This window comes from Marinobacter sp., assembly GCF_041690615.1.
In the GTDB taxonomy this organism is placed as follows: domain Bacteria; phylum Pseudomonadota; class Gammaproteobacteria; order Pseudomonadales; family Oleiphilaceae; genus Marinobacter.
Map to the genome: position 1 here is coordinate 106,897 of NZ_JAWLGY010000001.1, position 12,982 is coordinate 119,878.

At 63.3% G+C, this 12,982-nt stretch carries 10 protein-coding genes; 3 read left to right on the plus strand and 7 right to left on the minus strand.

Going from position 1 to position 12,982, the window contains the following annotated elements:
* Positions 1-2,706, plus strand: coding sequence for a cation-translocating P-type ATPase (locus tag ACESMZ_RS00465; RefSeq protein ID WP_372956139.1), 2,706 nt, complete (start codon positions 1-3; stop codon positions 2,704-2,706).
* Positions 2,707-2,766: 60 nt separating this feature from the next.
* Here the strand turns inward: ACESMZ_RS00465 and ACESMZ_RS00470 are convergent, their stop codons facing one another.
* Positions 2,767-5,181, minus strand: coding sequence for a xylulose 5-phosphate 3-epimerase (locus tag ACESMZ_RS00470; protein WP_372972064.1), 2,415 nt, complete (start codon positions 5,179-5,181; stop codon positions 2,767-2,769).
* Between the two features lie 207 nt (positions 5,182-5,388).
* Here ACESMZ_RS00470 and ACESMZ_RS00475 point away from each other — a divergent pair, with 207 nt between their 5' ends.
* Positions 5,389-5,871 carry an asparaginase domain-containing protein gene (locus ACESMZ_RS00475; RefSeq protein WP_372956141.1) on the plus strand — a complete coding sequence of 161 codons (483 nt, stop codon included), beginning with the start codon at positions 5,389-5,391 and terminating at the stop codon, positions 5,869-5,871.
* Between the two features lie 20 nt (positions 5,872-5,891).
* On the opposite strand, the gene ACESMZ_RS00480 is transcribed toward ACESMZ_RS00475, so the two are convergent.
* The 3 genes from ACESMZ_RS00480 to ACESMZ_RS00490 are packed head-to-tail and all read right to left on the minus strand — an operon-like array spanning position 5,892 to position 8,933.
* Complete coding sequence (locus tag ACESMZ_RS00480; RefSeq protein WP_372956142.1) at positions 5,892-6,581, minus strand: pseudouridine synthase; 690 nt, start codon at positions 6,579-6,581, stop codon at positions 5,892-5,894.
* A 1-nt stretch (position 6,582) separates the two neighbouring features.
* Complete coding sequence (locus ACESMZ_RS00485) at positions 6,583-7,617, minus strand: metal-dependent hydrolase (RefSeq protein ID WP_372956143.1); 1,035 nt, start codon at positions 7,615-7,617, stop codon at positions 6,583-6,585.
* Between the two features lie 35 nt (positions 7,618-7,652).
* The gene (locus tag ACESMZ_RS00490) at positions 7,653-8,933 is read right to left on the minus strand and encodes a lytic murein transglycosylase (RefSeq protein ID WP_372956263.1); all 1,281 of its coding nucleotides are present in this window, start codon (positions 8,931-8,933) and stop codon (positions 7,653-7,655) included.
* Between the two features lie 122 nt (positions 8,934-9,055).
* Here ACESMZ_RS00490 and ACESMZ_RS00495 point away from each other — a divergent pair, with 122 nt between their 5' ends.
* Complete coding sequence (locus tag ACESMZ_RS00495; RefSeq protein ID WP_372956144.1) at positions 9,056-9,880, plus strand: response regulator; 825 nt, start codon at positions 9,056-9,058, stop codon at positions 9,878-9,880.
* Here the strand turns inward: ACESMZ_RS00495 and phoR are convergent.
* The 3 genes from phoR to ubiA all read right to left on the minus strand — a co-directional run bounded on the left by phoR (position 9,851) and on the right by ubiA (position 12,943).
* The gene (phoR, locus tag ACESMZ_RS00500; protein ID WP_372956145.1) at positions 9,851-11,191 is read right to left on the minus strand and encodes a phosphate regulon sensor histidine kinase PhoR; all 1,341 of its coding nucleotides are present in this window, start codon (positions 11,189-11,191) and stop codon (positions 9,851-9,853) included. The genes ACESMZ_RS00495 and phoR overlap by 30 nt on opposite strands.
* Before the next feature lie 37 nt (positions 11,192-11,228).
* Positions 11,229-11,918, minus strand: coding sequence for a phosphate regulon transcriptional regulator PhoB (gene phoB / locus ACESMZ_RS00505; RefSeq protein ID WP_372956146.1), 690 nt, complete (start codon positions 11,916-11,918; stop codon positions 11,229-11,231).
* A 137-nt stretch (positions 11,919-12,055) separates the two neighbouring features.
* Positions 12,056-12,943, minus strand: coding sequence for a 4-hydroxybenzoate octaprenyltransferase (ubiA, locus tag ACESMZ_RS00510; protein ID WP_372956147.1), 888 nt, complete (start codon positions 12,941-12,943; stop codon positions 12,056-12,058).
* Between the last annotated feature and the right edge of the window lie 39 nt (positions 12,944-12,982).

The window sequence follows — 12,982 nt, forward strand, 5'->3', positions numbered from 1 at the left end:
ATGACCGATACTCCCCACGGGGATAAGCTCGCAGACACCGTCCACTGGCATACGCTCAGCCCCGCAGAGGTGCGCGCCCGGCTTGAGGCACCATCACCGCTGGCCACTGAGGAGGTGCAGCGGCGACTGAACCGGTACGGGCCGAACCAGTTGCCGGAAGCCCTGCAAAGGGGGCCATTGGCCCGGCTTGCCCGGCAGCTGAAGAACTTCCTGATCTATGTACTGCTCACGGCGGCACTGATAACGGCGCTGCTGGGTCACTGGATTGACACGGTCGTCATCCTGGCGGTGGTGGTGATCCAGACCCTCGTGGGTTTCCTTCAGGAGGGCAAGGCGGAGCAGGCCCTGGCTGCGATACGCCACATGCTGGCACCCCAGGCCACCGTGCTCCGCCACGATGGCCGTCACACCATCCAGGCGTCCGGGCTGGTGCCCGGCGACACGCTGCTGCTCGAGCCCGGGGACCGGGTGCCGGCAGATGTCAGGCTGGAGCGGGTAAACGGCCTGCAGGTGGACGAAGCCATACTTACCGGTGAATCCATGGCGGCAGACAAGGCCGTGGATAGTGAGAAGGCCGATGCCGCCCTCGGGGACCAGCGCAGCATGGCATTCTCGGGCACCATGGTGACCACGGGTACCGCCCAGGGGGTGGTGGTCAGAACCGGCGCGGAAACCGAAATTGGCCGGATATCCGGCATGCTGCGGCACACAGAGACCCTGCGCACGCCGCTACTGGAGCAAATGGATCGCTTTGCCCGCTATCTGTCGGTGGTGATTATTGTTCTGGGGCTGGCGATCTTCCTTGCAGGCACCTGGTTCAGCGGTCTGGCCATGGACGAGCTGTTCATGGCGGTGGTGGGCCTGATCGTAGCGGCGATTCCGGAGGGCCTGCCGGCTATTCTGACCATTACCCTGGCGATCGGGGTGCGCCGGATGGCCACGCGCAAGGCCGTGGTTCGGAGAATGCCGGTTATTGAGACCCTGGGCGCGGTGTCGGTGATCTGTTCTGACAAGACCGGTACGCTCACCCGCAACGAAATGACGGTAACGGCGCTGGTCGCTGGTGGTCAGCGGTATCAGGTTTCGGGTACAGGCTATGCCACCGAGGGGGCGGTAACCTCAGCTGGCGAAGGCGCGGTTTCACCTGCCGTGCGAGAGCTGGCCCTGGCCGGAACCCTCTGTAATGATTCGCACCTGAAGCTTCAGGAAGATCCGGTCCGGGTGGAAGGTGATCCCATGGAAGGAGCGCTCAAGGTACTGGCCCTCAAAGTGGACAACGATCTGGCCGGGATTGACAGCCACTGGTCCCGGAGGGATGAGATCCCGTTTAATGCCGAATACCGCTTCATGGCGACCCTCAATCATGACCATCGCGGACATGCCATGGTCTACCTCAAGGGGGCACCGGAACAGATTCTGTCCATGTGTGACAGGGCCATGACCGAGGATGGTGATACCGGCCGGCTGGACACAGGCGACTGGCAGCAAAAGGTGGATGCCATGGCCGCAGAGGGCCTGCGGGTACTGGCTTTCGCCCGTTTGTCGGTGGCAGGGGAGACCGGCTCGCTGGAGATTGACGATGTTCGCGAGGGACTGGAGTTTCTGGGCGTGGCGGGTTTTATGGATCCCCCCCGGCCGGAAGCTGTAGAAGCCATTGCCGCCTGCCACCAGGCTGGCATTCGCGTCAAGATGATTACAGGCGACCATGCCCGCACCGCCGGTGCCATTGCGGAACAGCTGGGCCTGAAAGAGACGCAACGGGTGCTGACGGGCGCCGACCTGGACCAGCTCGGAGACGATGAGCTGGTGGAGCAGGCAGCCCGGGTTGATGTATTTGCCCGCACCAGCCCGGAGCACAAACTGCGACTGGTGCAGGCCTTGCAGCGGGGCCACGGCGTTGTTGCCATGACCGGCGACGGGGTCAACGATGCGCCGGCGCTCAAGCGGGCTGACGTGGGCATCGCCATGGGGGTCAAGGGGTCCGAGGCTGCCCGTGAGGCTGCGTCCATGGTCTTGCTGGATGACAACTTCGCCAGCATTGCCTCCGCTGTGCGCGAAGGGCGGACGGTCTACGATAACCTGCGCAAGAGTATCGCCTTCCTGTTACCCATAAACGGGGGCGAGTCCGTCAGTCTGATTGCTGCCCTGCTGCTGGGGCTGACCTTGCCCATTACCGCGCTGCAGATACTCTGGGTCAACATGGTGAGTTCGGTGGTACTGGCCATGACCCTGGCCTTCGAGCCGGCAGAGGACAATGTGATGAAGCGACCGCCCAGGGCACGAGGGGAGTCCCTGCTGCAGGGATTTGTGGTATGGCGGGTGTTGCTGGTTTCGATGCTGTTCCTTGCCGGTATCTTCGCCGCCTGGAACTGGGGAATGCAGCGCACCGGTGACCTTGACTACGCCCGCACCATGGCGGTCAACACACTGGTGGCCATGGAAGTGTTCTATCTGTTCGCGGTGCGCTACCTGGACAGCCCCTCGATCACATTGCGGGGGGTTCTGGGCACCCCGGTGGTCATTTGGGCCCTGGTGGCCATTGTCATACTGCAGACCCTGTTTACCTGGTTGCCGCTTTTCAACGAGGCTTTCGGAACATCGCCCCTGGACCTGGCTGGTCTGGCGTTTGCCGTGGCAGCCGGGGTTCTGATTCTGCTGTTGCTGGAGCTGGAAACCTGGCTCCGCCGGCGGCTGGGCGGCGCCTGACCGGGCGCCACGATGGTGGCAGCCCGTTACACCCGCCGGCGCAGGGGGCGCAATCTGTGACTACTGCTCCAGGAGGACAGCCGGGTCGCCCCGACCTTCCACCGCCGCAATCTCCTCGTCCGTGAGGAAGGTGGCCGGTGCCAGCCCCAGCAGCCCGGCGCCCTGGTACAGGGCGTGGGCCCAGGTGCACTGGTTGGCAAACAGCATGCCGGCCTCGTTGAGGGTGCCGCCGCGATTGATATATCCCAGCACCCGGCTGTGGCGAGGGTCGCCACACAGCGTGCTGGCATGGCCCCGGAAGACCTCCGGGCGCATGTGGGTCAGTACCACCCGGTGATGGTAGTGGCCCGGTACCAGGCGTTCACGGTCGGTTTCCGCCAGGCAGCGGGCGGCCTCGAAGCGGTCACGGGGCAGGCGAAAGCGCCCCGGTTCCTGCACATAGACCAGCCGGAAGGGGGTGCTCGTATCCCGCAGCCGTTCGCAGGCATGTATCAGTTCTGACAGCTGATAGGCGCCGTTGGCGATCAGCAGCAGCGGTGTGCCTTCCGAGAGATCTTCGTCCACCACCTGGGCACCGGTGCGGGCCAGGGTGCGGGCTTCTTCAGCCGTAAATACACAGGGACGGTCGCGCTTGGGAACCACCATGCAGGCCAGCTCGCCCCTGCTGCCGTAGATCTCCGGCAGCAGGGCCTGGGTGCTGTTGTAGTCGGCGGGAAACACGACCCGCACCATATCGTTCATTTCTCCCAGCAAGGCCTCGCAGAAGGTGGTGTCCTGATGGGACTGTTCGTTCTTGCCGTTTTCCCAGCTGTGGGAGGTTGCCACGATGGGAAACCCGAGCCAGCTGGCCGGGCGTTCCAGTTCCTTCTGGTGACGGGCGAAAATGATCTCCTGCCGGATGGCCCCGAGCATCTTGACGCAGAAGGCCTCGTAACTGGCCACCAGGTTAAGGCCACCCTTGTTGGCCAGGCAGGCCGAAACCACCGCTTCCTCGTTAAGTGCGGTGATAATGCTGCCGTGAACCGCCTCGGTGTCGTTCTCGGGATCATCCACACGGTGGCGCAGGGCATGGAGAACACCGCTGAGCTTGTTGCTGGCCAGTTCATCCGGGTTGCCCACCCGGGGCCGGAGCCTGGGGTTGGCCGCCACCAGGGCCTGGAAGAAGTCGTCCACGGCCAGCATCGGGGAGCAGGTATCACTGCGGGAGGGCAGCACCGGTAGGGCCGGGGCCGCCGGATTGCGCAGGGCCAGCGGGTGGTCTTTCTCCCGGGGGCGCTGCTGGCGCTGATGGTTGTTAAACAGGGCGACCGATGCCTGAAGTTCCGCTTCCGGCACATGGAGCAGGGCAGCATGCTGATTGAACAGCTCCCGGGCCCGGGCATCCAGCCGGGGGTTGCCCGGTAATGGCAGGTTGTGGGCGTCGTTACTCCCGGCGCCATAGAAACCAAAGCCCTTGACGGTTTCAGCGATGCCGTAAGGGACCGGCAAGGGGTAGTGACGTAGCCCCCGGCTGTGTTCGCGGCTGACCTTTTTCAGCCGGTGCTCCATGGTGAACAGCGTGCATACGAAGGCGGCGGGATCGCGGCCGTCGAAGCGGATGGGATCAAAGCCGCAGCGGCTCAGATGGGTGATAAATCCGTCCAGGCCCTCCCGGGTGCCCAGCTCCGTGCGCTGTTCGATACGGCGCCCGTTGGCGATCATGACCGGCAGCGGCAGGCCGCTGTCCTCCGCCCGCCACCATCGCGGGGCCCAGTCGCTGCCCCGCTGCTCCTCAGCAGCGCCGTCGGACAGGAAAGCCACCAGGGATTCGCCTGGCAGGGGCATGTGAACGTACTGCAGTTCGGCAAATCCCAGGTACCCGCCCTCGCTAATGCCACCGGCGGTGTACGGGTTGACGTGACTGCCGAGGGGGGCCTCGGTGCGGCCATCGGCCTGCTGGCGGTAGCTGTAGAAATCGGCAACCAGGTTGTTCAGCCCATCGCCGCCACCGTAGCGGGCGGCTTGTTCCGGATTCAGGTTGTCCAGCAGCACATTGAGAGCGTCAATGGCCGCCACGCAATGGCCCTGGCCCATCAACCAGCTGCGGGTGTCACCGGTCAGGGCGTTGATCGCCATGTAGGCGGCATAGCCGGGCACCATATTCAGCGCTCCACCGGTATGGCCTTCCGGGTGGCACTTGAAGTCACCGCTTTGCAAGTCCGCGCCGTCGGTACTTACCCGTTCAGCGTAGGTCATGTGGACTACCAGCCACAGCCCGGCGCTGGTAAGGCGGTCGAGGCCGGCCAGCAACCGGTAAACTGACGCCGTGTCCGGTTGCAGTCCCTCCGCCACCAGTTGCCCGGCCAGGGCCAGGACCTGCTGCTGGGTGTCGGGCAGGTGGCGGATAACACCGTAGCCCTGGCGCCAGTGATCGAACGCCGGCTCCCGGGCCGCAACCTGGTCCAGCATCTGAAGATCGGCAAAGGGTTTGCTCATGGGAGCCTCCGGTGCGTCGGGAGTCTGCGCAGAAATGGCACCAGGCTTGGTCAGCCATGCTGTTCTGCTGGGCAGACTCCCAGGTTAAAAATTGTCCAGTCAGGGCGCAGTGTAGACCGGCAGTGGCCCGGGTGTGTTGACCTGAGTCAGGGAGAGGCGCTGACTGGTTTGCGTTATCATGTCCTTGTCAGAAATCAGGAGACCGCCATGATCCGTCTGTTCACTACCGGTGGCACCATCGACAAGATCTACCACGATGCCAATAGTGAGTTCTCAGTCGGCGACAGCCTGCTGCCGGAACTGCTGTCCGAGGCCAACGTCTCGATTCCCTGGCAGATTACGGAGCTGTGCCGCAAGGACAGCCTGGAACTGAATGACACCGACCGGGCCCATATTCGCGCCGCGGTCGCTGCCTGTGCAGAACAGCGGGTGATCATTACCCATGGTACCGACACCATGCCCCTCACGGCCGCGGCCCTCAGCGATATCAGCGCCGACAAGGTTATCGTGCTGTTCGGCGCCATGCAGCCGGCGCGGATGCGGCGTAGTGATGCGGTATTCAATCTGGGCTTTGCCATGGCGGCAGTGACGCTGCTGACTTCGGGGGTTTACATCACCATGAATGGTGAGGTGTTTGAAGCGGGCCGGGTGCGCAAGAACCTGAAAGCGGGTCGTTTCGAGCGCTGCTAGCCGCCCGCCAGAGAAGCGGATCAGAGGTTGTCGATCTCAGCCTGGTTCAGGTGGCGGTATTCGCCCGGGGCGAGATCCGGGTCAAGGGCAAGGTTGCCGACGCGATGGCGGTGCAGTGCCTGCACATGGTTGCCAACGGCAGCCAGCATGCGTTTGACCTGGTGGTAGCGGCCCTCGGTGATGGTCAGGTCGATCACCCGGTCACCAACTAGTCCGACATGGGCCGGTTTCAGCGCCTGCTCCTCGCGCCGTAGCCGGAGGCCATTCTCCAGCCGGTGTCGGGCATCGTCGCCTAATGGCTCCGCCAGCGTCACCCGGTAGGTCTTGGGGCAGTGGTGCCGGGGCGAAGTGATGCGGTGGGACCACTGGCCGTCGGATGTCATCAACAACAGCCCGGTGGTGTCCCGGTCGAGCCGGCCCACCGGGTGCACCCTTGTGGCCAGGTCGGCGGGCAGCAAGTCATTGACCACTGGCTGGCTGGCGTCTGTGGTGGCGCTGAGTACGTTGGCCGGCTTGTAGAGCATCAGGTAGATATGGCCAGGCAGGGCTACGCTCTCGCCATCCAGGGTGACCGGAGCATCACCTGGTACGGGCTGCGATGCCCGGTCTGCCTTGTGGCCGGCGATGGCAACACGGCCGGCAGCGACGGCACGGCGTGCTTCCTTGCGGGACAGGCCTGTACAACGGGCAAGGTAGGCATCCAGGCGCATGTCAGCTGCAGCGCTCCCCACCGGGCAACGCCCGGAAGGTGGCCAGGCAGAGCACCTCGGCCTCGCCACTGAGCCGGGACCAGAAGGCTCTGAGGGCGTCCTCACGCATGGCGGGCCTCGGCAGCTGTCGGCTTGTGGTGGGGGCCAGTGTGCCGTCGGCTCCCTGCCGGGCGACCTCGAAGGTAAACGGGTGGGCGCCGGGCACCCCCAGACGGATATCCGTAGCCTGCAGGCTGCCGTCCCGCAGCCGGACGTCCAGGAAGCCCCGGGTAAACCAGAGCAGCCTCTGGCCCTCCGGCAGGGTGGCCAGCTGATCAAGGAGGGTAGTATTGCGTGGAAAACGCTCGATGTTCAGGGGGCGATCTGTTTCCAGCGGGCCGGTGACAATTTCCAGGCGTTCATCCCCGGCCAGGACGGTGGCCCGCCATAGCAGGGTGGTGAATGGCATGGGCTGGACCATCCGGGGGGCCTTTTCAAGCCCCTCCCGCGCCAGCTGCTGTTCCACATGACGGTCCACGATGGCCTGGGCACTGACAGCCCATACCAGGTACAGGGTTGACAGTGCCAGTCCCACGGCATGGGCCCGGGGCGCCGGAGGTCTTACCAGCGCGACCATGATGGCCGCCAGCAGTGGCAGGGTGTACAGCGGGTCAATGATAAAAATGCTGGTGGTCGCCAGCGGAGGACCGATGGGCCAGAACAGCTGGGTGCCGTAGGTGGTCAGCGTATCCAGCAGGGGGTGGGTCACCAGAATCAGCAGGGTAAATGCCAGCCATCGGCTCAGGGACAGCTGTGGCTTCCACCGGTGTAATGCCAGCGCAAGCGCTACCGCCAGGGGTATCAGAATGAAAAGGGAATGGCTGAAGCCCCGGTGCTGGGTGAAATTGGCAATGGCCGTACCGTAATCGATCACCACGTCCAGATCCGGCAGCGTGCCCAGTACCGCCCCGGTGGCCAGGGCGGTACGGCCAAGGGCACGGCCGGCCACCGCGCCGCCGATACAGGCGCCAAGGGCGGCCTGGGTTATTGAGTCCATAGTCCTGCTCTCCGGCGCTTACCTGCCGATAACTATCACGATGACGACGGTGTGACTCCGAGGCTGTCCAGCAGTTCCGGACCAGGGAAGCCATCGGCTATCAGTCCTGCGCTGGACTGGTAGCGGCGGATCGCCGAACGGGTGTCGGGGCCAATAATGCCATCGGGATTGCCGGCCTCGAAACCGCGCTCGTTCAGGGCCGCCTGCAACTTAAGGACATCATCACGGGACAGGGTGGGTGCGTCGTCGGGCGGCGGATTCTTCAGGCCGCCAGCTCCGGCAATGCGGTCTGCCAGGTGACCCACGGCGATGGCGTAGAACTCCGAGCGGTTCCAGCCCATGATTACCCGGAAATTGTCATAGGCCAGGAACGCCGGTCCCCGGTGACCAGCCGGGACCACCAGTTTTGCGTCAATGGGTTCATCGGCCAGGGGTTGCCCGTAGACGTCGGTCACGCCCAGCTCATTCCACTGCCCCAGGGTGCGACGGCCCTGTCCCGCCAGTGAGTAATCGAAGTTTTCCGGCAGCAGGACTTCCCGCCCCCAGCGGTAATCCGGATCCCAGCCCATGCTTTCCAGAAAGCGGCCTGCCGACATCATGGCATCCGGCACACTGCCCCAGAGATCCCGGCGGCCATCGCCATCGGCATCTGTGGCATGTTGCAGGAAAACCGAGGGCATGAACTGGACATGGCCCATGGCTCCCGCCCAGGAGCCTTCCATCCGCTCTGGCTCAATGGCGCCTTCGTCGAGGATTTTCAGTGCCGACACCAGTTCACCGGAGAAATACTTGCCCCGCCGCTGGTCGCAGGCCAGGGTTGCCAGTGCACTGGGCACGGGCATTTTTCCGAAATAACTGCCATAGTTGGTTTCCAGGCCCCAGAAGGCCACCAGGTAAGCCGGTGGCACGCCGGTCCGGTCACTGACCCGGTCAAGCAGGTCGCGGTGCTCTTTCAGCATCTCGCGACCTTTTTCGATACGGGTTTCGTTGACCCGGCGGCCCAGGTAGTCGGCAAAGGTGGTGGTGAACTCTGGCTGGCGGCGGTCCAGTTCGATCACTCTGGGCAGGAATTCCACGTCAGCCAGTACCTTGCTGGCGGTTGCCGATGAAACACCTTCAGCGACGGCCTGCTGTTCTATCGCCTGCAGGCACTGGCCGAAGTTCTCCGGTTTTTTCGGCACCACGGAAATCTCGGCGGTGGCTGCCGAAGCGACCAGCAAGCCTGCCGTAACCAGCCCCAGGCGGGTACTGGTACGACTCGAACGCAGGCGTTGCGGGCCAGGGGTAAACGACACCCGGTGTCGATTGTTAAAAATGTGAACCACGTAATCCTCTCCGTCGGGTGAACCAGGCTTTATAGTAGCCTGATTGGGGCAATGATAAACAGCCCACGCCGGTATCAGCGGCAGCGGGCAACAGTTCAGCAAAGGGCAGTTATATGGCGGTACTCAAGGCACTGGTAGTGGACGATGCCAGTTTTGTCCGGGACCTGGTGAAGCGCACCCTGCGGCAGCGCTTTCCGGTGATTGAAATGGCCGAGGCCCAGAACGGAAAAAGGGCCCAGTCCCTCATGGCCCGCAACCGGTTCGACCTGATCCTGTGCGACTGGGAAATGCCGGAAATGTCCGGTCTGGAACTGCTGCAGTGGATGCGGGCAGACGATCATTACCGCAAGGTGCCCTTTATCATGATCACCAGCCGGGGCGACAAGAGCCATGTGGTGGAGGCGGTACAGGAGGGCGTGTCGGAATATCTGGGCAAGCCCTTCAGCCCGGAGGGCCTCAGCAAGAAGGTGATCAAGGTCATGGGGCGTACACTCCAGAAAGCCATGGCTGACAGCGGAGCAGCAGCGCCGGGAACGGATGCCTTTCGGGAATCCGCCGACCTGCTCACCCGCAAGCCCGCCAGGGATAACCCTGCCCCGGTAGCTGAAGGCCGCCGGGAGCCGGGCAGCAAGCTGGTGGTCGCAGCCATACGCTTTGCCGACAGTACCCTCAAATGCGTCATCAAGGACATAACACTCACCGAGGTCCGGGTTATCGCAAAACGGGACCAGACATTTCCCGGTATCCTCGACCAGGCGGTGGTGGACATGGAAGTGGCCGATGACCGGGTGGCGCGACTGAACGGCTATGTGCACCAGCTGCAGGCCGTGGACAAGCGTCAGGATACGGATTTTGTCAGTGTGACAGTGCGCTTTGTGGATGACGATCCGAAGAAGCTGGAGGACCTGTCACACTTTATCGCCCGCTTCCGCCGCTGAGGCCGGAGCCGTTTCCGGCTCTGCCAGGCGCTCCCGGGGAAAGTGACAGATGAATTCGCTGCCGTCACCAATGCGGCTGAGAATCTCCAGCGAACCGTCGTGGTTGAGCAGCACATGCTTGACGATGGCCAGGCCCAGACCAGTGCCACCGGTTTCCTTGTGCCGGCTGGGGTCGGCCCGGTAGAAGCGCTCTGTCAGACGGGGGATATGTATCGGGTCGATGCCGATGCCCGTGTCCTTTACCGACAGGTGTGCCCCTTCACGGTTGGTATGCCAGGTGACGAAAATCCGCCCACCGGCCGGTGTGTACTTGACAGCATTGAAGACCAGGTTGGAGAACGCACTGCGCAACTGGTCCTCGTCGCCTCTCAGAAAATGCCGTTCACCGATATCCAGCTGGAACTCGTGGCCAGCCTCGCCGCTGAGCGCCCGGGCGTCCTGGCAGATCTGCCTGCACATCGCTTCGACATTCACCACCATCTCGGCGCCGTGCTGTTCGCCGGTCTCCAGCTTGGATAACAGCAGCAGGTCGGTAATCAGCGCTTCCATCCTGCTGGACTGCTGGGCCATCGTGCGCAGGGCCTTCTGCCAGCGGGCGGGCAGGTCGTCGCTGTTGTCCACCATGGTTTCCAGGTAACCGCTGATGACGGTCAGTGGCGTGCGCATCTCGTGGGATACGTTGCTGACGAAGTCCCGCCGCATCTGTTCCAGCTGAAACAGGCGGGTGACATCCTTCACCACGATCAGCCGGTCGTCTTCGCCGAACAGGCTGATCTGGACCTGCAGGTGCAGGTGGGGCCGGGCTGGCGAGTTCAGTTCGAGGGGGTCCCGGTAATCCCGCTGGTCGAAGTAGGCCTTGAAGGCAGGTGCCCTCAGCAGGTTATGGATAGGCTGGCCGCGGTCGGTCTGCCGTTTGAGCCCGAGCAGGTATTCGGCCGAGCCGTTCCACCACTCCAGTACACCACGGGCGTCGGTCATCACCACGCCGTCGCGCATGGCGTTGGTGGATTCCTGGATCCGGTTGAACTGGGCCAGCAGCCGGTCCTGGGCGGCAAGGTGCCCCCGGTGAAGTTTGTGCAGACCGTCGAAGATGTCGCCCCATAGCCCGATACTCTCCGGTGCTTCCTCACCGGCGCCCGGGTTGGCCAGCCACTGGTAGAGCTTTCGGGCCTGGGCCAGGGTCCACGCCAGGTAGAGAAGCAGCCCGACCAACAGGCCTTCGAAGGGGTAACCGAACGCCAGGCCGGCGCCGGTGGTCAGGGCCAGAAAAACCAGAATCAACCGCAGATAGCGGGACCACTTGTAATGCATCTGTGTCTGACCTGTTCCGGGAATACGGTGCCAGGGGTTACGCGGCCCTGGTCGAGAATCGGTACCCGGTGCCGCGTACAGTCTGAATCAGGTGATCATATTGGTCGCCAAGGGCTTTGCGCAAGCGTCGGATATGGACGTCGACAGTACGCTCTTCCACATAGACGTTGCCGCCCCAGACCTGGTCAAGAAGTTGCGAGCGGGTATAGACGCGCTCCTGGTGGGTCATGAAGAACTGCAGCAGGCGATACTCGGTAGGCCCCATGCTGATGGCGCCCTCCGGACCGGTCACCCGGTGGCCCACCGGGTCCAGTGTCAGACCATCCACCTCTATGGGGGACTCGACGCCCGCCGGGGTTGTGCGCCGCAGCACCGCTTTCAGCCGGGCGACCAGCTCACGGGGTGAGAAAGGTTTGGTAATGTAGTCGTCGGCGCCCACTTCCAGGCCCTGGATCTTGTTATCTTCCTCCACCTTGGCGGTGAGCATGATGATGGGAATTTCCGCCGTGGTTTCGTCCTTCTTCAGGCGGCGGGCCAGTTCCACGCCGCTGGTGCCGGGAAGCATCCAGTCCAGCAGGATCAGGTCCGGGTGGCGGTCCACGATCAGGGTGTGGGCTTCCCGGGCGTCCGCTGCCTCCAGGTAATTGTAATCGGCCATTTCCAGGGCGACGGCAATCATCTCGCGGATAGGCGCTTCATCGTCAACGATCAGTACGGTCTTGGACATTGCGCGTGTACCTGTGTTCCTTTGTTTGTTGCTGCCTCATTACAACGGGGAACTGTTACAAGTTTATGACATGCCAGACCGGATATACGAAAAAATACCGACCGGTTCGTCTCGTGGATTCGGGGCAGAGGCTCCCGTCAGAACACCTTGTCCAGTGCCAGCCCGGCGAAGACCACGAACCCCGCCCAGTTGTTGTTGAGAAATGCCTCAAAGCAGCCTTCCCGGCTGCGGTTGCGAGCCAGGTACTGGTGCCACCCGAATAGCGCCGCCATGGAGGCAACCCCCAGATACCAGAAGAACCCCAGTTCCGCCTGGAAGCCCACCATCAGAAGCGTCACCACCACCAGGCCCTGAAGACACCCGATGATCAGTCGGTCCGCATCGCCGAACAGGATGGCCGTGGACTTGACTCCGATTTTAAGGTCGTCGTCGCGGTCTACCATGGCATAGAGGGTGTCGTAGGCCACGGTCCACAGCACATTGGCGGTGAACAGCAGCCAGGTCAGGCGGCTCAGTTCGCCCGCCTCCGCCGCCCAGGCCATGGGAATGGCCCAGGAGAAGGCGGCCCCGAGAAACAGCTGGGGCAGGTGGGTGTAGCGTTTCATGAAGGGATAGATAAAGGCGAGAACCAACCCGCCGAAGGACAGATAGAAGGTGAGCGTGTTGGTAAACAGCACCACCAGCAGGAACGACGCCAACACCAGCCCCAGGAACAGCCCCAGTGCCTCTTTGGGCTGGATGCGCCCGGACGTCAGCGGCCGGTCCTTCGTGCGTTTGACGTGCCTGTCCACCTTGCGATCCGCAAAGTCGTTGATGGCGCAGCCCGCCGCCCGCATGAAGAATACGCCCAGGGTGAATACAACCAGGTTAAGGGTGGACGGCATCACGCCGTCAGCCGCCAGCCACAGTGCCCACCACGTGGGCCAGAGTAACAGCAGGGAGCCAATGGGCCGGTCAATGCGCAGCAGGCGGGCATAGTCCATCAGGCGGTTGCGCAGGCTCGGGGAAAGGGCGGCCATTGTCATCGGGCGTACTACTCCATGGGCTGGTGGTCAGACCCGGGG